The organism is Burkholderia territorii, assembly GCF_001718335.1.
In the GTDB taxonomy this organism is placed as follows: domain Bacteria; phylum Pseudomonadota; class Gammaproteobacteria; order Burkholderiales; family Burkholderiaceae; genus Burkholderia; species Burkholderia territorii.
This window is the reverse complement of record NZ_CP013366.1, coordinates 3,381,111-3,403,016: the sequence shown is the minus strand read 5'-3', so window position 1 is coordinate 3,403,016 and position 21,906 is coordinate 3,381,111. Positions and strand designations below refer to the sequence as shown.

The following is a 21,906-nucleotide window of genomic DNA, read 5'->3' as shown; positions in this document are numbered from 1 at the left end:
GGAATATGCAGCGGCGTGCGGGGGAATGCGCGAAATCCGGTGAGCGCGCGGCGGCTCAGCGCGCGTTCGCCGGCCGCGCCGCGTGTGCGCGCTCGTGCGTCGCGGTCGGCACCGGGAGGATGCACGCGAGGAACGCATCGATCGCGGGGCTCTGGCGGCGCGCCTTCAGGTAGTACACGTATTCGTCGATCGTCGTGTCGACGCCGCGCAGCGCGACGACGCGCAGGTCCGGATGGCGCTCGGCCTCGCCGCGCGGAAACAGGCTGCCGCCCACGCCATGCAGGATCGCCTCGCGGATCGCTTCGCGGCTGCCGATCTCGGCGACGGATGTGGCCGCCACGCCGGCGGCCGCGAGGATCGTCTCCGTGCAGCGGCGCGTGACCGATCCTTCCTCGCGAATCAGCAGCCGCACGTCGGCGAGCTGCGCGGCGTCGATCGCGTCGAAGCGCGCGAGCGGATGGTCGCGATGCACGACGAGGACGAGCGGATCGGTGGAGATCACCTTGCGTTCGAGGCCGTCCGCGTCATTGCGTTGCGACGACACCGCGAGATCGATGCGGAATTCCTGCAGCGCCTGCAGGATTTCCTCGGAATTGCCGATCCGGCACGTGAGCGCGATCGACGGATGCGCATGCGAGAAGCGGCCGACCGCGTCCATGATGTAGTACGGCCCCGTCGCGCCGATCCGCAGGTGTCCTTCGAACAGGCCGCCGACGTTGCGCAGCATGATGTCGGCCTGCGCCTCGAGCGCGATCATCTTCTCGACGAGCGGCAGCAGCTCGATGCCGGTCTCGGTGACCTCGAGCTTGCGGCCGCTGCGATAGAACAGCTCGACGCCGTACAGCTGCTCGACCTGCCGGATCTGCGCGGCGATCGTCGGCTGGCTGACGCCCAGATGGCGCGCGGCGCGCGTGATGCTGCCCTGCCGGACCGTCGCATGAAACGCCTTCAGCTGATCGAACACGGCTCGGCTTCTCCCCCCTCTTGATCGCGCGTCAGCGTAGCGCAGGCATGTGTCGGCCGGATGAAAGGCGCGCCGGGAGCCGCTTCGAAAAAAAGCTGGGGATGAGCGCAAGAAACCTGCTGGAACCGGTCACGGCCGGGACACGCCGGTGCGGAGTAATAACGGCAACGCACCGACCGCCGGCCCCGCTCGACCGGCGCCACCCTTACCGACCCACAGGATCTTCTTCATGTCCGCCACCAATCGACGCGATTTCCTGCGCCTTGCCGCCCAGTCGGCCGGCGCGATGGCCGCCTACGCCGGTTTTCCGCCCGCGATCCGCAAGGCGCTGGCCATGCCGGCCGCCTATCGCACGGGCACGATCCGCGACGTCGAACACGTCGTGATCTTCATGCAGGAAAACCGCTCGTTCGACCATTACTTCGGCGGGCTGCGCGGCGTGCGCGGCTTCAACGATCCGCGCCCGCACCTGCTGCCGAGCGGTGCGCCGGTGTGGCAGCAGCCGCCGGCGTCGGTGTTCACGAAGAACTACCATTCGCGCGGGCTCGACCCGTCCGCGCCGTACGTGCTGCCGTTCTACCTCGACCCGAAGCAGACGACCGAATTCCAGCCGGGCACCAACCATGGCTGGAGCAGCGGCCACCTCGCATGGAACAACGGCCAGTGGGACCAGTGGGTGAACCAGAAGCAGGACGTGCTGACGATGGGTTACCTGAAGCGTCAGGATCTTACGTACCACTACGCACTGGCCGACGCGTTCACGATCTGCGATTCGTACTTCTGCTCCGCGCACGCGGACACGGCGCCGAACCGCATCTACCTGTGGACCGGCACGGTCGATTCGCGCAACGTGTACGGCACGCAGCCGAACGGCCCGGGCATCGGCGAGCGCAACGACACGAACGGCTACACGTGGACGACCTACGCGGAACGTCTCGAGAACGCGAAGATCAGCTGGAAGGTGTACCAGGGCGGCACCGGCATCCCGGGCGACCCGACCGACAACTACACCGACAACTCGCTGATGTTCTTCAAGAAGTTCCAGGTGAAGGAGGGCGCGAGCGGCCCGCTGGTCGACAAGGGCGCGTCGAACCACACGCTCGCCGAGCTGAAGGCCGACGTGCAGGCGAACCGGTTGCCGCAGGTGTCGTGGATCGTGTCGCCGTACAAGTACAGCGAGCACCCGCAGGCGTCGCCGACCGACGGCGCGTTCTACATCAACATGGTGCTCGAGGCGCTGACATCGAACCCCGAGGTGTGGGCGAAGACGGTGTTCATCCTCAACTACGACGAGAACGACGGGCTGTTCGACCACGTCGTGCCGCCGGTGCCGCCGGTCACGAGCGGCGTGGGCGGCCAGGGCATCGTGTCGTCGAACCTGCTGTCGAACCTCGGCGACGAATTCCTCGACCTGAACAAGTACCCGGGCGAGATGAGCCCGCTGGTGCCGGGCGCGGATCCGGGCGGCATCCAGCCGATCGGCCTCGGGCCGCGCGTGCCGCTGATCATCATCTCGCCATGGACGAAGGGCGGCTGGGTCTGCTCGGAGACGTTCGACCATACGTCGGTGCTGCGTTTCCTCGAGGCGCGCTTCGGCGTGCAGGAGCCGAACATCAGCGCGTGGCGCCGGTCCATCTGCGGCGACCTCACGTCGGCATTCGACTTCTCCGCGCGGCCCGATACGCGCACGGTGAGCTTCACGGTGCCGCAGCACATCGCCACCGCCGGCCAGGCATACCAGGTGCCGGCGCAGCAGACGATGCCCGCGCAGGAGCCCGGCACGCGCCCGGCGCGCGCGCTGCCGTACGAGCTGTTCGTGCATGCGCGCGTGAACGGGCGTGACGACAGCGTGTCGCTCGACTTCGCGAACTCGGGCGACGCGGGTGCCGCGTTCCACGTGTACGACCGCCGCAATCCCGCGACGCCGCCGCGCCGCTACGCGGTGTCGTCGCACGACCGCTTCGCCGATACCTGGAGCACGTCGGCCGCTCGCGGCGACTACCATCTTGCCGCTTATGGCCCGAACGGCTATCTGTGCGAATTCCAGGGCAACACGCGCCTCGCCGCGGACGGCCGCCACGCGAATCCTGAAGCGAAGATCGGCTACGACGTGCGCAATCGCCACGTGTACCTGCAACTGCGCAACAGCGGCCGTGCGGCATGCCGTGTGGTCGTCGACAACGCGTACAGCCACGCGCATGCGCGCACCTACACGCTGGAGCCGGGCGAGCGCATCGAGGATCACTTCGAGCTGTCGTCGAGCCACGGCTGGTACGATCTGACGATCACCGCGACGACGCTGCGCGGCGGCGACGACAAGGTGGTGCGCCGCTTCGCGGGCCACGTCGAGACGGGCCGGCCGAGCCAGAGCGATCCGGGGCCGGTCAAGCAGACGGCCTGACGGCAGGCCCGCGTCGCGCGGCCCGGCGTGCTCGCGCCGGCCGCGCGGGCGGTTTTTGGAAACTGAAAACTGTTGACAATATTGCGGGCCGAGGGTATACAACGATCATTCGCCGACATGGCGCCCTCGTTCTCATCCGCAGCTTCGCTGCCTGCCCGACCATGACTGCCCCGAACGCGCTCAACGCCATCGAACTCCTGCAAAGCCAGTCGCTCGCGATGATTGTCCAGGACATGCTCGAGCGCGCGATCGTGTCCGGCGAATATGCGCCGGGCGAGAAACTCAACGAAGTCGATATCGCGACGAAGCTGAACGTGTCGCGCGGCCCGGTGCGCGAGGCGTTTCGCGCGCTCGAGCAGGCCGGGCTGCTGCGCAACGAGAAGAACCGCGGCGTGACGGTGCGCGTCGTGCCGCTGCGCGAGGCCGAGGAAATCTACGAAGTGCGCGCGATGCTCGACGAGTCGGTGGCGCGCGCGCTCGCGAAACGCATTTCGCCCGATACGCTGAAGGTGCTGAAGGGCATCATCCAGTCGATGAAGGATGCGGCGAAGACGCACGACGTCACGCGCTACACCGAGCTGAACGTGCAGTTCCACGATGCGATGGTGGTCGGTGTCGGCAATACGCATCTCACCGACACCTATCGCCGGCTCGTGCGCCAGCTCGGTCTGCTGCGCCAGGCCGCCATCGAGGCCGAGGAGAATGCGATCGCGGTGTCGGCCGCCGAGCACGACAAGATCGTGCAGGCGCTCGCGAACGGCGACGAGGAGAAGGCGGTCGCGCTGGTGCGCGAGCACGTCGCGCACGGTCTTGCGCGGATGCGCCGCACGCACGAGCAGGGGCTGCCCGCGGCGGGCAAGGCAGCGCGCGAGAAAGCCGCGCGCGCGTGACGTAGCCGCACGGACAGTCGCGCCAAAGGCAACGGGACGCTTCGCAGCGTCCCTTTTTCATTGCGCGTCACGTCATCGCATCGGCGCATCGTCACGCCTTGTCCGCTTTCCCCGCCGCGCTCGCGAATTTCGCGAGCCACGTGTCGATCCTCGCCGGCCGTCGGCCCTCGTCTTCCGCGCGCTCCTTGCGGCGGATCGCATTGCGCACGACGTGCGCGCCCACATAGCGGATCGGCTCCGGCGGGAAATGGCCGAGCGGGCCGCGCACGATCGGACTGCGCGTCCACGCGTTGTCGAGGCCGAGCACCAGCGACGACAGGATCTGCCCGCCCATGTAGGTCGGCCCGACGCCGTTGCCCGAATAGCCGAACCCGTAGAACACGTTCGGCGCGTCGTCGAGACGGCCGAAGAACGGGAACCCTGTCACCGAGCGGTCCGACGGCCCGTTCCAGCTTGCGGTAACCGGCACGCCGGCGAGCGACGGGAAGAATTCGCGCAGGCTCTGCGTGAGCTGCGCCTCGTACGGCGAACGCCGGTCGAACACCGGCGCGATGCGGCTGCGCCACGAGAACGTGTTGCCGCCCTTGCCGAGCATCAGCCGCCCGTCGGCGGTCGTGCGGTAGTAGTACACGAAGATCCGCGAATCGAGCACCGACACACCGTCCACGAGGCCGGTCCGCTCGAGCAGCTCCGGGCATTTCTCGGTGATGACCATGTCGCTCGACACGACCGCGATCGTGCGCTCGAACTGTGGGAAGCGGCTCGCCATCCACGCGTTGATCGCGAACACCAGCTGGCCCGCACGCACGCTGCCGGACGGCGTGCGCACGACGGCCGGCTGCCCCGGCGTGAAGTCGACGAGCGGCGTGCGCTCGTAGATCCGGATTCCCATGTCGAGCGCGACGCGGCGCAGCCCGCGCACCAGCTTGCCCGGATGCACGGTCGCGGCGATCGGCGAGTACACGCCGTCGAGATTGCGCGCGGAACCCGAGCGGCGCGCGACTTCGGCGGCCGGCAGCGGCTCGTAGCTGTGGATGCCGCACGCGGCGAGCGCATCGAGCACCGGCGCGAGCGTGCCGACCTGCGCGCGCGACGTTGCCGTGTACAGCGTGCCGTCGAGCCGCAGCTCGGCATCGATGCGATGCGCGCGGCAGAAGTCGGCGATGTGCTGGACAGCCGCCTCCGACGCCTTCACGAGCCGGATTGCCTCCGCTTCGCCGAACAGTCGGCGCAACGTCAGGAATTTCGCGGACCACGTGAGCAGGCATCCGCCGTTGCGCCCGCTCGCGCCGGCGCCGCACAGGTCGGCCTCGAGTATCGCGATGTCGAGCGCGGGGTTCTGCTGCTTCGCCTGGATCGCCGTCCAGAGCCCGGTGAAGCCGCCGCCGACGATACAGACGTCGGCCTGCGTTGCGCCTTGCAGCGCGGGGGCGAGATCGCCGTCGTTGAACAATGCTTGTTCGATCCAGAAGGGTCGCATCGGATGTCGTGCCGGTAAGGGTAGGCCGCCGTGCCGCGCACGGCGGGAAAACATGACGAACGTGCCGCCCGGCGATGCATGTCGCCGGGCGGCGGGGCATCGCGTCAGGCCGCCGCTTCGGCGGACACGCGGCGCACGCCCATCGCTTTCAGCGTGTCGGCGATCGCGGCGACCGCGCCGGGAATGCCGCCTTCGCCGAAGTGCCCGATGCAGCCGACGCGGAACGTGTCGACTTCCGTCAGCTTTCCCGGATACAGAATGTAGCCGCGCTTTTTGACCTCCTGATAAAACCGCTTGAAGTCGTAGTTCGGATCGTCCGGCGCATGGAACGTGACGATGATCGGCGCCTGGATCGCCGGATCGAGGAACGGCCGGAAGCCGAGCGCGCGCATGCCGTCGACCAGCGCGCGGTAGTTGCGCTGGTAGCGGCCGCCGCGTGCGGCGAGCCCGCCTTCGTCGACGTACTGCGCGACGGCCGCGTCGAGTGCCGCGACCACGTGCGTCGGCGGCGTGAAGCGCCATTGCGTCGTGCGCTGCATGTAGACCCACTGGTCGTACAGGTCCATCGCGAGCGAGTGGCTGTTGCCCTCGCAGCGTTCGAGCGCCGTGCGCTTCGCGATCACGAAGCCGAGCCCCGGCACGCCTTCGAGACACTTGCCCGACGCCGCGATCACCGCGTCGAACGGCGTCGTGCGCGCGTCGATGTCGACCGCGCCGAACGAGCTCATCGCGTCGACGATCAGCCCGCGGCCGTGTTTCGCCACCACCTGCGCGACGTCGTGCAGCGGATTCAGCACGCCGGCGCCGGTTTCGCAGTGGACGAGCGCGACGTGCGTGATGGTCGGATCGGCGGCGAGCGCACGCTCGACGTCGGCCGGGTCGACACGGCGATCCTCGCTGTAATCGATCGTCGTGAGCGTGCGGCCGAGCACGCGGCAGATCTTCGCGATGCGCTGGCAGTACGCGCCGTTGTTCGGCACGAGCACGTGGCCGTCGCGCGGCACGAGCGTGCCGATCGCCGCCTCGACCGAGAACGTGCCGCTGCCCTGCAGCGGCACGCATTCGTGCGTGCCTTCGCCGTGCACGATCTGCAGCAGCCGTTCGCGCAGCCGCGCGGTGATCGCGTTGAAGTCGCTGTCCCACGAGCCCCAGTCGCGCAGCATCGCGTCGCGGGTGCGCTCCGAAGTCGTCAGCGGGCCGGGGGTGAGCAGGATGGGCTGGGTGGCGAGCGTCATGGTGTCTCCTGGGTGAGGTCGGAACGTCACGTGAATGCGGCGAGGGAATCAGCGGCGATGCGTGGTGCGCCATGCCTGCGTGCGACGCAACAGGCGGTGCGAGATGCACGCGAACAGCACGCACGCGAACGACGAGGTCGCGAGCACGAGCGTCGCCATCGCGGCGGCGGGGCCCATCTGGCCCGCGTCGTCGAGGTTCAGGATCGCGACGGAGGCGGGCTGCGTGTCCGGCGAGTACAGGAACGCGACGGCGGAAACCGTCGTCATCCCGTTGACGAACAGGTAACGCGCAATCAGCAGGATCGCTGGCATGCATACGGGCACGGTCACGCGCAGGAAGGTCTTGTAGAACGGCACCTTCAGCGACGCCGACACGGCCTCGAACTCGCTGTCGATCTGCCGCAGCGCGGTGACGGCGGTCAGGTGGCTCGACGCGTAGTAGTGAACGACCGTGACGATCGCGAGCAGCCACAGCGACCCGTACAGCCCGTTCAGCGGATTGCCGGGCGCGTTGAACAGGAAGATGTAGCTGATGCCGAGCACGAGGCCCGGTACGCCCATCGGCAGGATCGCGCACAGGCTGATGAAGCCGCGCAGCCAGCGCGCGCCGCGCGTCTTCTCGATCAGGTAGGCACCGCCGAACACGACAATCGTGCCGCCGAGCGCGACGGTTGCGGCCATCCGCAGGCTGTTCTTGTACGCATCGAAGATGCCGGCCGCGATCAGGCCCATCCGGTAATGCTGTAGCCCGACGCTCATCTGGTACGGCCAGAACTTCACGAACGACGCGAACACCGAGATGCCGACTACCGCGATGAAGAATGCGCACACGAGCGCGCAGTACGCGAGCATCGCGGCGTCGAAGCCGCGCGACGGCTTCGGCTGGTACGGCGTCGAGCGCGCGCCGAGCTGCGACTGCTGGCGGCGGCGGATGAAGAAGTCGACGCCGAATGCCACGAGCGCGGGGCACAGCAGCATCAGGCTGACGACCGCGCTGCGGTTGAAATCCTGCAACCCGATGATCAGCTTGTAGATGTCGGTCGACAATACGTTGTACGAACCACCGATCACCACCGGCACGCCGAAGTCGTTGATGCACATCGTGAACGCTACCATCGTCGCGCTGATCAGCCCGTACTTGGCACCGGGCAGCGTGATCGTGAAGAACTTGCGCGTGCGGCTCGTGCCCATCGCGTCGGCGGCCTCGTAGAGGCGGCCGTCCGCGAGCGACAGCGCGGTGACGAGAATCATCAGCACGTGCGGAAACGATGCGTACACCATGCTCAGCACGATGCCCGGCAGCCCGTAGATCGAGTGGCCGTGCAGCAGCGGCTTGAGCAGCCCCGCGTTGCCGAACCAGTAGATGAACGACACGGCGGACAGCAGCGTCGGCGCGAGTAGCGGCAGTAGCGCGATCGTGCGCGCGGCGTTCTTCAGCGGCATGCACGAGCGCGTCAGCGCATACGCGAACGTGAACGCCATCGGCACGACGATCGTCGTGACGAGCGCGCCGACCGTGAGCGAATGGAGCATCGAGCGCAGCACGCCGCTGTCCTCGAGATACTCGACGAAGTTGCGCGTGCCGACGAAGCGGCCGTCCGCATCGACGAAGCATTTCTGCACGACCAGCGCGAGCGGCAGCAGCAGGAACAGCGACATCAGCGCAGCCATCGCGACGAGCGCGAGCTGCGCGATGCGATCGTGCCAGTGCGTGAGCTGCCGCACGTCGGCAGGCGCCGCCGCGCCGCGGCGGCGTTCGGTGAGGACGGTGCTCATTGCAGTCGCTCCTTCGCGCACGGGAACACGCGGACATGCTCGCGATCGAGCGCGAGATCGATGCGCGCGCCGGCCTCCACGCCGGTGCGGTCGACGTCGTGATACGACAGGTCGGCGACGATCTCCTGCCCGTTGAGCCCGTCGATGCGAAAACTCACGCGGCAGAACGCGCCGAGGAATTCGAGCTTCTCGACGCGGCCGGCCAGCACGTTGTCGGCCGTTTCGCCCGGCACGCGGATGCGCAGGTCCTCGGGCCGCACGTAGACCGACACGGCCGCGCCTTGCGCCGTGCCGTGGCGGCAGTCGAAGCCGATGCCGCCCGCGCGCAGCGTGCCGTCCTGCGCGACTTCGGCGGGGATCGTGTTGACGCGGCCGATGAAGTCCGCGACGAACGGCGACGCCGGCTGCCGGTAGATTTCGAGCGGCGTGCCGATCTGTTCGATGACGCCGTGGTTCATCACGACGATCCGGTCGGCCATCGACAATGCTTCTTCCTGATCGTGCGTGACCATGATCGTCGTCACGCCGAGCCGTTGCTGCAGCGCGCGGATTTCCTGGCGCAACCGCACGCGCACGCGCGCGTCGAGCGCCGACAGCGGCTCGTCGAGCAGCAGCAGGCCGGGCGAGCTCGCCAGTGCGCGCGCCAGCGCGATGCGCTGCTGCTGGCCGCCGGACAGCTGGCCCGGGTGCTTGCGATGACTGTCGGGCAGGCCGACCAGCGCGAGCAGCGTATGCACGCGTTCGTGGATCGCGTCGCGCTTCATCTTGCGATTCACGAGACCGTATGCGACGTTGTCGTAGACGGTGAGATTCGGAAACAGCGCGTACGACTGGAACACGATCCCGTAGTCGCGCAGTTGCGGCGGCAGCCGCGAGATGTCGCGGCCGTCCTGCATGATGTGACCGGCGCTTTGCGCCTCGAGCCCCGCGATGATCCGCAGCAGCGTGGTTTTCCCGCAGCCGGACGGCCCCAGGAAGCAGATCATCTCGCCCTTCATCACGCTCAGGTTGATGTCGGTGAGAACCTGTGTGTCGTTGTACCGCTTTTCGATGCGTTCTACGCTCAGATAGGGTGCCATGCACGCCTCCACGCTGCGGGCGGCCCGGACGCGGGCCGGTTACGACCATGGAAAGGGATGCGGGGCGGCGCGTGGCGCTGCCCCGCCGCCGGTTGCGGCGTTACCGCCGGGTCATTGCTGCGCCTTCGCTCCGTAGCGCTTCTGCCAGGTCTCGAGGATCGACTGGCGGTTCTTCGCGGACCACACGAAGTCGTTCTTCACGAGCAGGTCCGCATAGTTGTCGGGAATGCCGGCCAGCTTGCGCGCGACGCCCGGGTACGCGACGATCGCCCACCACCGCGCGGTGATCTGGTTCGCTTCCTTGCTCGCCATGAAATCGGCGAGCTTCTTCGCGGCATCGGGCTGCTTCGTCGTCTTCATGATCGCCGTGCCTTCCATGTCCCAGCCGAGCCCTTCCTTCGGGAACACCAGATCGATCGGCGCGCCCTGCGACTGCAATTCGTGGCCGCGGAACTCGAACGAGATGCCGATCGGGAACTCGCCGGTGCCGGCGAGCGTGCACGGCTTCGAGCCCGAGTGCACGTACTGCGCGACGTTCTTGTCGAGCGCGTCCATGAATTTCCAGCCGCGGTCCTCGCCGAAGGTCTGCAGCCATGCGGTGACGTCGAGATAGCCGGTGCCCGACGACACCGGGCTCGGCATCACGATCGCGCCTTTGTAGACCGGTTTCGTCAGGTCTTCCCACGACGTCGGCTTCGGAATGTTCTTCGCCTGTGCGGCGACGCGGTTGTAGCAGATCGTCGCGCCCCACACGTCCATGCCGACCCAGTGCGGCGGCGTGTTCGCGTCGCTGTACTTGCGCGTGAGCTGGTCGAAACCCTTCGGCGCGTACGGCATCAGCATCCCCTGCAGATCGAGCAGCGTGAGGCTCGATGCGGCGAGGCCGAGCACGACGTCCGCGCGCGGGTTGTTCTTTTCCGCGAGCAGCTTCGCGGTAACCGAGCCGGTCGAGTCGCGCACCCAGCGGATCTCGATGTCGGGGTTCGCCTTCTCGAATGCGTCCTTGTAGGGCTTCATCGCCTCGTCCTCCAGCGCGGTGTAGACGAGCAGCGACGTCTTCGCATGCGCCGCCTGCGCGGCGCCGAGCGCGACCGCGACGGCCAGCGCGACGCGCGCCGCACCCGTCGCCCATGCATTCAAACGCTTCTGTACCGGCACTTCGTTCATCTTCAGACCCCTTGACTGTGGCGCCGCCGCTGCGGCGGATGAGTGGAGACCAGCCCTCTTGCTGCTACGTTGTTTTGCTTTCTGTTCTCTGCATGTTGTTGACAATCTACAAATCATCAATTTTAATGTCAAGCATGGAAAACACCTCCTCGGCGCGGCGCGGGCGCCGACAGCTCAACCCTCTTCGAACCGAAAGGACTGAACGTCATGAGTGAAACGCCTGTATCCGTGGAAGTGAACGGCCGCCGCTACAACTGGATGAGCCGCCCCGTGGTGGTGGTTTGCGTCGACGGCTGCGCGTATGAATATCTCGAGATGGCGGCCGAGGCCGGCGTCGCGCCATTCCTGCGCACGCTGCTGAAGCCGGGCACGGCGCTCAAGGGCGAGTGCGTGGTGCCGAGCTTCACGAACCCGAACAACCTGTCGATTGTCACCGGCGTGCCGCCGGCGATCCACGGGATAAGCGGCAACTACTTTTACGATCGCGACACCGGCGCCGAGGTGCTGATGAACGATCCGAAGTACCTCGTCGCGCCCACCGTGCTCGCGACCTTCGCCGAACGAGGCGCGCGCGTCGCGGTCGTCACCGCGAAGGACAAGCTGCGCCGCCTGCTCGGCAAAGGGCTCAAGGGCATCTGCTTCTCGTCGGAGAAGGCCGATGAGGCGAGCCTCGAGGAAAACGGCATCGACAACGTGCTCGAACTGGTCGGCAAGCCGGTGCCGAGCGTGTACAGCGCGGAGCTGTCCGAGTTCGTGTTCGCGGCCGGCGTGCGCCTGCTCGAGACGCGCCCGATCGACCTGATGTATCTGTCGACGACCGACTACGTGCAGCACAAGTGCGCGCCCGGCACCGCCGGCGCGAACGCGTTCTACCAGATGATGGATGCGTACCTGAAGCGGCTCGACGAACTCGGCGCGATCGTCGCGATCACAGCCGACCACGGGATGAACGCGAAGCACGACGGCGAGACCGGCGAGCCGAACGTGATCTACCTGCAGGAGCTGTTCGACGAATGGCTCGGCCACGACGCCGCGCGCGTGATCCTGCCGATCACCGATCCGTACGTCGTGCACCACGGCGCGCTCGGTTCGTTCGCGACCGTCTACCTGCCGGCTTCCGTCGATGTCGATGCGCTGCGCGCGCGGCTCGCGGCGGTGGACGGCATCGAGGTCGTGCTGACGGGCGCCGAAGGCTGCGCGCGTTTCGAACTGCCGCCCGCGCGGATGGGCGACCTGATCGTGATTTCGAAGCAGGACGTCGTGCTCGGCACGCGCCGCGTCAAGCACGACCTGTCGGGCCTCGACGTGCCGCTGCGCTCGCACGGCGGGATCTCCGAGCAGATCGTGCCGCTGATCTTCAGCAAGCCGGTCGCGACCGACGTCGCGGGCCGCGCGCGACTGCGCAACTTCGACATCATCGACATCGCGCTCAACCATCTGCAGTGACGCGGACGCATCCGCGAGGGAGACATCATGAACGCCATTGCAGCATCGACGGAAGCGGGGACGGTTCATCGTGAAGCACTCCGAATCGACGGAGAAAGGATCCATCGCGACGCGGTGATCGAAGTGCGCAATCCTTACGACGGATCACTTGTCGGCACTGTGCCGAAGGCGACACTCGACGACGTGCGGCGCGCATTCGCCGTCGCGCGCGCCTACCGGCCATCGCTCACGCGTCACGAGCGTGCGGCGATCCTGCGCCGCGCGGCCGACATCGTGCGCGCGCGCACGGCCGCGATCGCGGCGCTGATCACGGCCGAGGCCGGGTTGTGCATCAAGGATTCGACGTACGAAGCCGGGCGCGTTGCCGACGTGCTCACGTTCGGCGCGGGCGAAGTGCTGAAGGACGACGGTCAGATCTTCTCGTGCGATCTGACGCCGCACGGCAAGAAGCGCCGCGTGTACACGCAGCGCGAACCGCTGCTCGGCGTGATCTCCGCGATCACGCCATTCAACCATCCGATGAACCAGGTCGCGCACAAGGTCGTGCCGTCGGTCGCGACCAACAACCGGATCGTCGTGAAGCCGTCGGAGAAGGTGCCGCTGTCGTGCTACCTGTTCGCGGACATCCTGTACGAAGCCGGCCTGCCGCCGCAGATGCTGCAGGTGATCACCGGCGACCCGAAGGAAATCGCGGACGAGCTGATCACGAACCCGGCGATCGACCTGATCACGTTCACCGGCGGCGTGTCGATCGGCAAGTCGATCGCGTCGCGGATGGGCTACCGGCGCGCGGTGCTCGAACTCGGCGGCAACGATCCGATCATCGTGATGGAAGACGCCGATCTCGACGAGGCGAGCACGCTCGCCGTGTCGGGCTCGTACAAGAACTCCGGGCAGCGTTGCACCGCGATCAAGCGCATGCTCGTGCACGAGGCGGTGGCCGATCGCTTCACCGAGCTGGTCGTCGAGAAAACCCGCGCGTGGACGTACGGAAATCCGGCCGATCCGTCGGTCGACATGGGCACCGTGATCGATGAAGCGGCCGCGAAATTCTGCGAGCAACAGGTGAACGACGCGATTGCGCGCGGTGCGCGGCTCCTGGTCGGCAACGTGCGCGACGGTGCGCTGTATTCGCCGACGGTCGTCGATCGCGTGACGCCCGACATGCCGCTCGTGAAGTACGAGACGTTCGGGCCCGTGTCGCCGATCATGCGCTTTCGCGACATCGACGAGGCGATCCGGATGTCGAACAGCACCGACTATGCGTTGTCGTCGTCGGTCTGCACGAACCGCTTCGACAACATCACGCGCTTCATCACGGAGCTCGAGGTCGGCAGCGTGAACGTACGCGAGGTGCCGGGCTACCGGCTCGAACTCACGCCGTTCGGCGGCGTGAAGGATTCGGGTCTCGGCTACAAGGAGGGCGTGCAGGAGGCGATGAAGAGCTTCACGAACACGAAGACCTATTCGCTGCCGTGGTAAGCGGCATGTAACGTGCCCGCGCCCGCATCGGCTTCGCGGTCGGTGCGGGTGTTGTTCGTTCCGCGCATTCGTCGGGTGGTCGCGCAGGCGGCGGTGTTTGTCGCGGATGGCCGTGCCGGCGCGGCCGGTGCATCGCGCGGCCGGTTCGGGCGACCGCGCGAGCCGCGAACTGCGTCGCGATGCCCGCGCAGAGCGTGCCGGTAATCCTACGGCCACACGACATGGCTGCGTGGGCGATCAATCCGGTCGGTGGCCGTCGAGCACGGCGGCGACGATCGCTTCCGGCGCATCTTCCTGAACGAGATGGCCCGCACGCGGCACGCGGATCAGTCTGCCGCCCGCGATGCGATCGGCGAGGGCTTGCCCCTGTTCCAGCGGAATCCACGCATCGTCCTCGCCCCACACGATGCGCACCGGGAAGTCCGGCGGCGCATAGCGTGCCTCGGCTTCCTCGATGTAACGCTGGCGCATCTGCGCGATCTGACGATAGAAAGCCGGCTGGCCGGCCGGCGTGAGCCATGGCGAGCGATAGATCGACAGCGCGTCGTCGCTCAGCGGTTGTGCGACGGCATTGCCGATATAGGCTGACACGAGCGCATGGTGCGCATACGCCGGCAGCCCGGCGAACGCGGCTTCGTGTTGCGCGACGTGCCGCACGAACGGCGAGCCTTGCGGCGCGATCGCGACCGGGTTCACGAGCGTCAGGTCCGAATACGCGATGCCGTCGAGGAAGTGCGCGCGCAGCACGGTCGCCCCGCCGTAATCGTGCGCAAGCACGCGCGGGCGGGAAATATTCCATTCATCGAGCAGGGCGCCGAACAGCACGTTCTGCCGGCCGAGCGAGACGTCCGCGTCGGGCATGTCCGACGCACCGTAGCCGAGCAGGTCGTAGAAGAACACGCGATGGCGCCGCGCGAGCCACGGCGCGATCCGGCGCCACACCTGCGACGAAAACGGCGTGCCATGCACGAGCACGAGCGGCGGCCCTTCGCCGAGCGTGCCCCATGCGATCCGGTGACCGTCGAAAACGAAGCGATTCGCGAGATCGAGCATCGGTGCCTCCGTGATAACCTGTTTCTGTTGATAACAGGTTACGCCTGTTCATCCGGATATGAAACCGATAGGTGGAAATAAATGGTTACTCGACATGAGCCGGCGCGACGGGCGCACGCGTGGAGCGCGGCCGATTTCGTCGGCGGTCATCCGGCGCTCGACTTCCTGAATACGGTGGCGGACACCGGCAAGACGCGCGACGAGGACAAACTCGTCGACTGGGCGGCCGTGCACGCATGGGCGGGCAAGTCGGGATTGCTGTCCCGGGCCGACCTGACGCGGTTCATGCGTCATACCCGGCACGACGGCGCGGACACGCTCGCCGCGCTGCACGATTTTCGCGAGGATGCATACGTGGCGCTCGAGCACCTGACGAGCGGCGGCGGTAGCGTCGGCACCGGCGCGCGAGCGGTCGGCCGGCTCGCGGAGGCCATCCGCGATGCGATCGGGCGCAGTTCGCTCGACGCGGTCGATGGACGCTTCGCGTGGCGGCCCGATGCGCGTGGCGTGTCGCGCTGGGTCGACGCGGCCGCGCTCGGCTTCGAGCATCTGCTGCGGGGCGACGACTTCGCGCGCGTGCGGCAGTGCGGTCGCTGCACGTGGTTCTTCGTCGACCGCGGCCGTGGCGTCGGGCGGCGCTGGTGCGACATGCGCACGTGCGGGAATCGCGCGAAGGTGGCGGCGTTCAGGGAGCGGTGAGGCCGCGATGTCGACGGCCCGGCCACTGCGCGCTCGTTATTCAGCGAGTTCGTGCGGCCGGTGGTCGGGCCACAGCGCGCCGATGACGAACAGTCCGCCGACGAGGAACGGCGCGCCGATCGCGAACAGGATCGCCGTAAGCCCCCACCGGTCCCAGAACCGGTCGATGACCGCGCGCTCGGGTATGACGGGGTCGTACAGCACGTTGACCACTTCGCCCTCGTACAGCCCGGGGCGCGATGAAGCCGAGCCTTGCGCGAACGTGACCGGGCGGCCGCTGTCGGTCGTGAACGCGATGGTTGCCGAATAGAGCGGCGACGTGCGTGTGCGGGACGATTGTGCGGATTCGTTGATCTCGACGACGTGGCCGGTCGAATGCGCGTAATGACGCGCGATCTGCCACTGGCGCAGCCCGGCCGCGCCGGCGCCGGCCAGGAAGCCGGTGCCGATCACGATCGGCATCAGCGCGATCGCGATGTTCCAGCGGCGCCGGCCCGGCTTGCCGCCGGCCGGCGCGGGCAGCGAGTCGGCTTGCCTGCCGCGTTGCCCGTTCGCGTACAGCAGGCTGCCGATCGCAAGTGACGCGACCGCGAGCAGTGCCGGCACTGCGACGGGAAGCCAGCGCTGCGTGAAATCGTCGATCAGCGCGGGGCGATCCGGATGGTCCGGATCGACCAGCACGTCCACGCTTTCGCCGATGTCGTATGCCGGGACCACCGATGCGGTATTGCCGGCGACTTCCCGGCGGCGGCCGTCGTTCGCGAGATAGGCGACGATCGGCCGATATCCACGCATCGCGTCGCTGTCCTGCACGATGCGCACGACGGTGCCCGGCGCCCGGACCAGCCCGCCCACCGCATGGTTCGCGGTGACGGCGAGCATCGCCGCGACCACGAGCAGCGCGATGCCGAGCGCGAGTGCGACGAGCGCGTCCTTACGTGGCATGACCGGATCCGCGGCGTGCGTCGTGCGATGCGGCCGGATGCGATCGGAGGCGTGGCGCGACTCGACGCGCGCGCCGCTGTCGGCGTGACCATGCCCTCTGAATGGTCGCGTCTCGCTCACATGATTCCATGTCTGACGTCCCATGCTCTCTCAGTGCCGGCGGCGATACGGCGTTCGCCGTGCCGGTCGTGTGATAATTTTGTCGGACGATTCTAGCGGAAAGTGTCGGCGGCGAGGCATGTATGTAATTGCATGCCGTGATGCAGCGAGTCGGGCGGGCGTGTGAATCGCGGCGCCGAAAATGGAAAAAGGCCGGTCAGCTTGCGCTGACCGGCCTTTGGAATTCCTGGTGGGGCGTGAGTGACTCGAACACTCGACCTACGGATTAAGAGTCAAACCAAGCGCCTTGTAGGTTACAGGCAATGCCTTGATTTCTCAAGAGATTTCGTCACCGGCGATCATCTGCGGTATGTGGAATTTACTCACATAGTCCGTCAAAATTCCGGCAGAAGGGGAGTATTCATAAGGGGCGTTCATGAAGGGATTTTTCGTAGCTTGAGCGTCGCGACCATCCCTGATCGACCCAGAATCGATAGCCAACCGCCCTGAAAGTGGACCCGAAGAGGCCTACAGCCCTAGGTGTGCGGTTGCCATCCAAGTGACAACCAAAGTACAGACGAATAGACAAACTACTGCGAATACTGCATATTTATACAGTATTCGCGTGTCAACCGGGGGAAATTCGTGCGAACGATCGGTATCAGAGCTGCGCCCAAAGCAGTGACCTTTGTCGTGTTCGACGCGGACGCAGATGCCGTGTTGAACGTGGAAGACATTCGCATACCGATCGCGTTCCACACCCCCGAGGCCTTGAAGTACGTCCGCAATAACCTGCTCGATATCCTGCGCGAGTATGGCATCGAGCGCGCTGGTATTCGTGTGACGGAACCGAGTGCTCAATCGCCCAACATCGCAAGGATTCAGATAGAGGGGGTTGTACAAGAGGCGTTTGCCAGCAGCCTTCTTAAGTCGTATTACGTCGGGCAGATTTCGTCCATCTCCGCACGGCTCGGCATCGAGCGTGCCGACTTCAAACGGTACGTCGATGGCCAGCTCGACTGGCCAGTGGAGAATTGGGCCAGCCTGCGCAAAGAGCAGCGTGAGGCGCTGCTGTGCGCGATGGGAGCCAGTCGTGCTTAAGCCATATAGCAAAGCAGAAGTTTCCTTCGATCTGCGCCAGGAGATTGGACAGGAAGGCGCGAACTCCAATACGTATGTCGCCCACGACAATCAGTTGGATGCTGAGATCGTGATTAAGAAGATTCCGAAGAACTCACTTGACTCAGTCGACACCTTCTTCGAGGAGTCAAGGATTCTGTACCTCAGCAGCCATCCGAATGTGGTGCAGATTTACTACGCATGCCAAGATGCTGACAGCATCTTTATCGCGATGCCGTACTACAGGCGCGGATCGCTCAATGCCTTGATCAATAGCCGATATCTCACTGTCCGTGAGATCGTTGTGCTCGGCTGCCAAATCGCGAGTGGACTTCATAACATCCACTCGAAGCGGCTTGTGCACTTCGACGTCAAGCCGGACAACATCTTATTGTCTGACCGAGGTGAGGCATTGATTTCCGACTTTGGACTTTCGCGGCGGTTGACCACTGCGGGAACGGCCGGGCAAGACCGCATGTACTTCAAGATGCGACCGCCGGAGGCTTACGGGACTTCAGATTTCACACGTGCCTTCGATATCTACCAACTCGGCCTCACTTTGTATCGTATGTGCAGCGGCAATGTTGCTTTCGAAGAGCAGTTTGCGCGATTCGGCACCACGCCGAGCACCTTCGACCGAGACGGGTTCAAGTTTGCAGTGAGGAATGGGCGGTTTCCAGACCGAGACGCCTTTGAAGATCATATCCCCGATCGTCTCCGGCGACTTGTGCGGAAGTGCTTGGAGCCAGCCGCGGCGGATCGCTTCCAGGCCGCGATCGACGTTTCCAATGAGTTGGCTCAGGTCGAGGATCGTTTGGACTGGCAGTTCGAGAGGCAAGGAACGACGCGTATATGGACTAGAGTTGACGGTAGCAAGCGCTACCAACTTACGGTCGATGCTAGCGATACCTCTCTTGCGGAGAAGACAACTGAGTCAGGGCGCACGTCACGGATCACAGGCTACTGCAAAACGGGGATCACCAGTCGCGAGATCCGACGTTTCTTGGGAGAAACCTGATGGCCTCTAAGATCAAGAACGATTCATCTCGCTACCTAACTCGCGCGGCGTTGGCTGGCCGCTCCTTGGATTCGAAGGGGGATAAGCCGCCCCGAGCCACCGATCGAGCGCGCGCCGAGGCAGAGCACCGTGACGCCAAGGGGATACTTGATAGTCGATGGTACATCCAGCTCCCACCCAAGCACTGATGGGCGTTTCATCGCCGTTGGTGCGAAGCAGTCAGCATCCCGGCGAAGACTCAGTAGAAACATTCCGTAGATTCTGAGTAAGGGGAAATCTTGGGAAAACGTCGTAGCGCTCCGAAGCAGACGAATGCGTCGCGTGAAACTCAACTGCAGCACGGGGAAATTTGGTGGAAGCGTATATTGATCGCACTCTTAGCAGCTACTGCCAGTGTCGGCTTGATGGCATATCAATCGAACCTCACGCATATCGTAGAGCCTTGGATATCTGACGCCTTCGGGTGGGCCGAGGATCACATCAGACCGATGCCTGATGACAAGCTCATCGGCATTAGTCTTCGGTTTTGGCAGCCCTCCGATACCGATAGAGGGGAGCTTTTTGAAGGTCTGAGCATCACCATCGGCCCGAAGCAATGTCGACAGCCGGGAGGCTATGAATTAACTAGGATTTTCAATGATCACGATTCCAACGCCTATACGCATGCTTTCGTTCATGTGACTTGCCGCGCTTCGGGTCGAGTAATCGTTACATTGGTACCGCGCGATGGGGCTGCCACGAACGTATATGATGGACTCGCAAAGGAATGGGTGCAGCTTCCGTTTCCCGGTGTTAAAGGCAGCTATTCTTACGGTGATGTAGTGGTCACGACATTAAATCGCGACCCGCCTGCCGGGCCTTGGATTCCTGCTAACAAGTGTCAGCTAACTAACAGCTGTGCAGCGGAACTTGCTGCTGACCTTGGCGCAAGTTCGCTCCCCTCAGAAAAAAATAACTAGGCTCTGCTATATCGATAGGACGCGGAGTCATGAGCGCAGTCGCAGACGTGCACGTTCTTGTTTCGCAGCCTGAAACACGCTGCGGATGACTACGCATGCAGGGGTTCCCGCTGGAAATCCATAATCGGGGCGAGATAACCAAGGAATACCTCGGTCCCACAGAACCCCCCATTGCCAACTGTATAGGGCGAGCATCTCCGGCCAATCCTCGGGGCTGGCCTTGCGGTTTACCAGTGAGCAGATCGATTCGAGGCTATCGGACCATTCGGCATATTTGAGCCTGCGGTATGTCGGCCAATCGCCCTCGTAGCCGAGTTGAAGGTCCGTCGAATTGCTCTCGCCCAAATCGAGCTCATCTGCCGGCGTGCCAACCACGAGGTCTAGGCGATGAGAGCCTGGGCCGCCGAGCAGGGAATTGTTCTCGACCACAACTACATGGGCAGGCCTTTTCAAAAACCTCGCCACCCTGACTTCCAGCTGCTGGACCGAACCAGCTTGTGGCGCACGCGTCTTCGCGACGATCGGATATTGTGAATAGCGAAACGCCTGCCCATCGGGAAGCCCGAGAGCTTGATCGAGTTTTGGATAGCTCAGACCGGAAACGTCACGGGCCTCTTCAATCAACATTGCCGCGAATCGCGACAGAGCAAGTCGGAGCTTTCTTCCTTTGTTTGGTCCGATGTTCGCCATAACATCGACCTCCTCACGAAAAACTGGCCCATGCGGCCCGCTGCTTGAAATTCTACGATTGCCATTAGCTAAACCACAAGTAACTGGTGATCACGAATGGCGAAAGCAGACATGAATTTTCGGCAGGCATTTGCCAGGATGGCGCCTCAAGCCATTATCAATCGCGAGGAACTGGCGTCATTGCTCGCGACGACAGCGGGCGCGGTAACGCAGATGGCTTACCGAGGTGAGCTGCCGCCCACTGCTTTTCCCGGAAAGCGGCGCGCATGTTGGTTTGTGTCGGATATACGGGCGTGGCTCGACGATGTGGCCGCGAAGGCACATGTGTCGAGCACGCAATCTAACGATACCGAAGCAAAACGTCGCGTCGGCCGGCCGCGCCTCCCGTTGTCAGGAGAGATCTACTGATGGCCAAGTACCGCCCGATTTCGCCGGCGCAGGCTTGGCGATCATCAATATCGTGCGATCTGACAATCAGCGAGAGGTTTGGTGAGTACTACGCACTTACTAGCCCATTCACCAACACGATTGGCTGCTATCCGATCGTGCCGCGCATTGCCGCAGCCGAAATGGGGTTGTCCGTTGACGAGTTTACGAACGTCCTCGCCCGTCTCGGCGACCGCAGAATCGTCGTATTCCAAGATGGCTGGCTTTTGGTGAGAACTTGGTTCCTTCATAACCAATGGGAGGCGACCTTCGTGGGCAATGTGGCAAAAGCAGTTCGAAGAGAAGTGGCCTCGCTTCCCACGGCCTTGCATGACGAGTGGTTGATAGCGTGTCGGGATGCTGGCGTCCCGGAAGATACCTTACGACCTTTGGCGCACGTATCAAGCACGGCATGCACGATCGGTGGGCGTGACGTGAATCGCTTCGAAGTTGTCAGCGAGTCACTGGCAAGGGGATCGGGAGGGGCTTCAAAGGGGCTACCAAGGGGCTCCGAAGCGTTCGACAAGGGTGTTGCACACAACAACAACAACGACAACAAACCGAACTTGAACATAACGACAACGACAACCGCGTCGCGGTTTGCGTCGCTCATTTCTCCGCATGAGCCCATGCTCGACCAGCTATTCAAAGATATCGATGCAGCAACGAAGTCGAAGGTGATGCAGGAACTGGTCGGAGCATTGGATGCCGCGCGGCGGGGGAAGCGTCCTCCAATCGATAGTGTGCGCGCGTGGGTTGCTGATCTCATCAAAAAGGAAAAGCAAGGGCTGTTCTTTCCCGAATACGCGTCCCTGGACGCAGACATCGATTCCGAAGCGCTTCATCAGAGAGACGACAGTTCGCGCATTACTGCCGTCGGAAGCTTCGCGCTGAAAGAGGCGTTGCGCGGACTGAAGGGGGAGGGTCAATGATGGTGATTGATGTGCTGTCCTCTACCGCAGGGGGCAATCGGGCTTC

At 64.7% G+C, this 21,906-nt stretch carries 19 protein-coding genes; 10 read left to right on the top strand and 9 right to left on the bottom strand.

All coding sequences use genetic code 11. From position 1 onward, the window contains the following. Nucleotides 1-55 precede the first annotated feature (55 nt). Nucleotides 56-964, bottom strand: coding sequence for a LysR family transcriptional regulator (locus WS51_RS26170; protein ID WP_059542649.1), 909 nt, complete (start codon nucleotides 962-964; stop codon nucleotides 56-58). Between the two features lie 229 nt (nucleotides 965-1,193). Between WS51_RS26170 and WS51_RS26165 the strand changes: the two genes are divergently transcribed. Further along, the gene (locus WS51_RS26165) at nucleotides 1,194-3,365 is read left to right on the top strand and encodes a phosphocholine-specific phospholipase C (RefSeq protein WP_069229957.1); all 2,172 of its coding nucleotides are present in this window, start codon (nucleotides 1,194-1,196) and stop codon (nucleotides 3,363-3,365) included. Between the two features lie 161 nt (nucleotides 3,366-3,526). Beyond that, entirely contained in the window at nucleotides 3,527-4,255 is a 729-nt protein-coding gene (locus tag WS51_RS26160; RefSeq protein WP_059504411.1) for a phosphonate utilization associated transcriptional regulator, read from the top strand. A 91-nt stretch (nucleotides 4,256-4,346) separates the two neighbouring features. On the opposite strand, the gene WS51_RS26155 is transcribed toward WS51_RS26160, so the two are convergent. The 5 genes from WS51_RS26155 to WS51_RS26135 all read right to left on the bottom strand — a co-directional run bounded on the left by WS51_RS26155 (nucleotide 4,347) and on the right by WS51_RS26135 (nucleotide 10,992). Continuing rightward, nucleotides 4,347-5,735 (bottom strand): FAD-dependent oxidoreductase, encoded by a 1,389-nt coding sequence (locus WS51_RS26155; RefSeq protein ID WP_059771715.1) that lies wholly within the window; start codon nucleotides 5,733-5,735, stop codon nucleotides 4,347-4,349. A gap of 104 nt (nucleotides 5,736-5,839) precedes the next feature. After that, nucleotides 5,840-6,970 carry a 2-aminoethylphosphonate--pyruvate transaminase gene (locus WS51_RS26150; RefSeq protein WP_069229956.1) on the bottom strand — a complete coding sequence of 377 codons (1,131 nt, stop codon included), beginning with the start codon at nucleotides 6,968-6,970 and terminating at the stop codon, nucleotides 5,840-5,842. 48 nt (nucleotides 6,971-7,018) lie between these two features. Continuing rightward, nucleotides 7,019-8,746, bottom strand: a complete 1,728-nt coding sequence (locus WS51_RS26145) for a putative 2-aminoethylphosphonate ABC transporter permease subunit (RefSeq protein WP_059771720.1) — start codon at nucleotides 8,744-8,746, stop codon at nucleotides 7,019-7,021. Continuing rightward, entirely contained in the window at nucleotides 8,743-9,825 is a 1,083-nt protein-coding gene (locus WS51_RS26140; RefSeq protein ID WP_069229955.1) for a putative 2-aminoethylphosphonate ABC transporter ATP-binding protein, read from the bottom strand. The genes WS51_RS26145 and WS51_RS26140 overlap by 4 nt, the downstream gene beginning before the upstream one ends. Before the next feature lie 111 nt (nucleotides 9,826-9,936). Next, a complete protein-coding gene (locus WS51_RS26135) occupies nucleotides 9,937-10,992 on the bottom strand; it encodes a putative 2-aminoethylphosphonate ABC transporter substrate-binding protein (protein ID WP_059504421.1) in 1,056 nt (351 codons plus the stop codon). A 207-nt stretch (nucleotides 10,993-11,199) separates the two neighbouring features. On the opposite strand from WS51_RS26135, the gene phnA reads away from it, so the two are divergent. Both phnA and phnY read left to right on the top strand, forming a co-directional pair. Further along, nucleotides 11,200-12,438 (top strand): phosphonoacetate hydrolase, encoded by a 1,239-nt coding sequence (gene phnA / locus WS51_RS26130; RefSeq protein ID WP_059542638.1) that lies wholly within the window; start codon nucleotides 11,200-11,202, stop codon nucleotides 12,436-12,438. Nucleotides 12,439-12,465: 27 nt separating this feature from the next. After that, nucleotides 12,466-13,920 (top strand): phosphonoacetaldehyde dehydrogenase, encoded by a 1,455-nt coding sequence (gene phnY / locus WS51_RS26125; RefSeq protein WP_059504425.1) that lies wholly within the window; start codon nucleotides 12,466-12,468, stop codon nucleotides 13,918-13,920. A 237-nt stretch (nucleotides 13,921-14,157) separates the two neighbouring features. Here phnY and WS51_RS26120 read toward each other — a convergent pair whose 3' ends face one another. Then, nucleotides 14,158-14,973 (bottom strand): alpha/beta fold hydrolase, encoded by an 816-nt coding sequence (locus WS51_RS26120; protein ID WP_059798838.1) that lies wholly within the window; start codon nucleotides 14,971-14,973, stop codon nucleotides 14,158-14,160. Nucleotides 14,974-15,054: 81 nt separating this feature from the next. Here WS51_RS26120 and WS51_RS26115 point away from each other — a divergent pair, with 81 nt between their 5' ends. After that, nucleotides 15,055-15,672: a CGNR zinc finger domain-containing protein gene (locus WS51_RS26115; RefSeq protein ID WP_069229954.1), complete on the top strand. Its 618-nt coding sequence runs from the start codon at nucleotides 15,055-15,057 to the stop codon at nucleotides 15,670-15,672. A 36-nt stretch (nucleotides 15,673-15,708) separates the two neighbouring features. Here the strand turns inward: WS51_RS26115 and WS51_RS26110 are convergent, their stop codons facing one another. After that, the gene (locus WS51_RS26110; protein ID WP_059504431.1) at nucleotides 15,709-16,761 is read right to left on the bottom strand and encodes a DUF3592 domain-containing protein; all 1,053 of its coding nucleotides are present in this window, start codon (nucleotides 16,759-16,761) and stop codon (nucleotides 15,709-15,711) included. 600 nt (nucleotides 16,762-17,361) lie between these two features. Between WS51_RS26110 and WS51_RS26105 the strand changes: the two genes are divergently transcribed. From WS51_RS26105 to WS51_RS32275, 3 genes are all read left to right on the top strand, one after another. Then, on the top strand, nucleotides 17,362-17,817 hold the full coding sequence (locus tag WS51_RS26105) for a hypothetical protein (RefSeq protein ID WP_059542628.1): 456 nt from the start codon (nucleotides 17,362-17,364) through the stop codon (nucleotides 17,815-17,817). After that, nucleotides 17,810-18,853, top strand: coding sequence for a serine/threonine-protein kinase (locus WS51_RS26100; RefSeq protein ID WP_069229953.1), 1,044 nt, complete (start codon nucleotides 17,810-17,812; stop codon nucleotides 18,851-18,853). The genes WS51_RS26105 and WS51_RS26100 overlap by 8 nt, the downstream gene beginning before the upstream one ends. 278 nt (nucleotides 18,854-19,131) lie before the next feature. Next, a complete protein-coding gene (locus WS51_RS32275) occupies nucleotides 19,132-19,812 on the top strand; it encodes a hypothetical protein (RefSeq protein WP_155623638.1) in 681 nt (226 codons plus the stop codon). 27 nt (nucleotides 19,813-19,839) lie between these two features. On the opposite strand, the gene WS51_RS32270 is transcribed toward WS51_RS32275, so the two are convergent. Further along, a complete protein-coding gene (locus tag WS51_RS32270; RefSeq protein ID WP_155623637.1) occupies nucleotides 19,840-20,502 on the bottom strand; it encodes a hypothetical protein in 663 nt (220 codons plus the stop codon). 96 nt (nucleotides 20,503-20,598) lie between these two features. On the opposite strand from WS51_RS32270, the gene WS51_RS32265 reads away from it, so the two are divergent. After that, on the top strand, nucleotides 20,599-20,910 hold the full coding sequence (locus WS51_RS32265) for a helix-turn-helix transcriptional regulator (RefSeq protein ID WP_155623636.1): 312 nt from the start codon (nucleotides 20,599-20,601) through the stop codon (nucleotides 20,908-20,910). Further along, nucleotides 20,910-21,860: a hypothetical protein gene (locus WS51_RS32260; RefSeq protein WP_155773620.1), complete on the top strand. Its 951-nt coding sequence runs from the start codon at nucleotides 20,910-20,912 to the stop codon at nucleotides 21,858-21,860. Before WS51_RS32265 ends, WS51_RS32260 begins: the two co-directional genes overlap by 1 nt. Nucleotides 21,861-21,906: the final 46 nt, after the last annotated feature.

What these genes read in the sequence shown, in the direction of transcription:
- WS51_RS26115 (WP_069229954.1), top strand. Translation starts at nt 15,055, where the DNA reads ATGGTTACTCGACATGAGCCGGCGCGACGGGCGCACGCGTGGAGCGCG.
- WS51_RS32265 (WP_155623636.1), top strand. Translation starts at nt 20,599, where the DNA reads ATGGCGAAAGCAGACATGAATTTTCGGCAGGCATTTGCCAGGATGGCG.
- WS51_RS26150 (WP_069229956.1), bottom strand. Translation starts at nt 6,970, where the DNA reads ATGACGCTCGCCACCCAGCCCATCCTGCTCACCCCCGGCCCGCTGACG.
- WS51_RS26160 (WP_059504411.1), top strand. Translation starts at nt 3,527, where the DNA reads ATGACTGCCCCGAACGCGCTCAACGCCATCGAACTCCTGCAAAGCCAG.
- WS51_RS32270 (WP_155623637.1), bottom strand. Translation starts at nt 20,502, where the DNA reads ATGGCGAACATCGGACCAAACAAAGGAAGAAAGCTCCGACTTGCTCTG.
- WS51_RS26135 (WP_059504421.1), bottom strand. Translation starts at nt 10,992, where the DNA reads ATGAACGAAGTGCCGGTACAGAAGCGTTTGAATGCATGGGCGACGGGT.
- WS51_RS26165 (WP_069229957.1), top strand. Translation starts at nt 1,194, where the DNA reads ATGTCCGCCACCAATCGACGCGATTTCCTGCGCCTTGCCGCCCAGTCG.
- WS51_RS32260 (WP_155773620.1), top strand. Translation starts at nt 20,910, where the DNA reads ATGGCCAAGTACCGCCCGATTTCGCCGGCGCAGGCTTGGCGATCATCA.
- WS51_RS26155 (WP_059771715.1), bottom strand. Translation starts at nt 5,735, where the DNA reads ATGCGACCCTTCTGGATCGAACAAGCATTGTTCAACGACGGCGATCTC.
- phnY (WP_059504425.1), top strand. Translation starts at nt 12,466, where the DNA reads ATGAACGCCATTGCAGCATCGACGGAAGCGGGGACGGTTCATCGTGAA.
- WS51_RS26120 (WP_059798838.1), bottom strand. Translation starts at nt 14,973, where the DNA reads ATGCTCGATCTCGCGAATCGCTTCGTTTTCGACGGTCACCGGATCGCA.
- WS51_RS26145 (WP_059771720.1), bottom strand. Translation starts at nt 8,746, where the DNA reads ATGAGCACCGTCCTCACCGAACGCCGCCGCGGCGCGGCGGCGCCTGCC.
- phnA (WP_059542638.1), top strand. Translation starts at nt 11,200, where the DNA reads ATGAGTGAAACGCCTGTATCCGTGGAAGTGAACGGCCGCCGCTACAAC.
- WS51_RS26110 (WP_059504431.1), bottom strand. Translation starts at nt 16,761, where the DNA reads ATGGGACGTCAGACATGGAATCATGTGAGCGAGACGCGACCATTCAGA.
- WS51_RS26140 (WP_069229955.1), bottom strand. Translation starts at nt 9,825, where the DNA reads ATGGCACCCTATCTGAGCGTAGAACGCATCGAAAAGCGGTACAACGAC.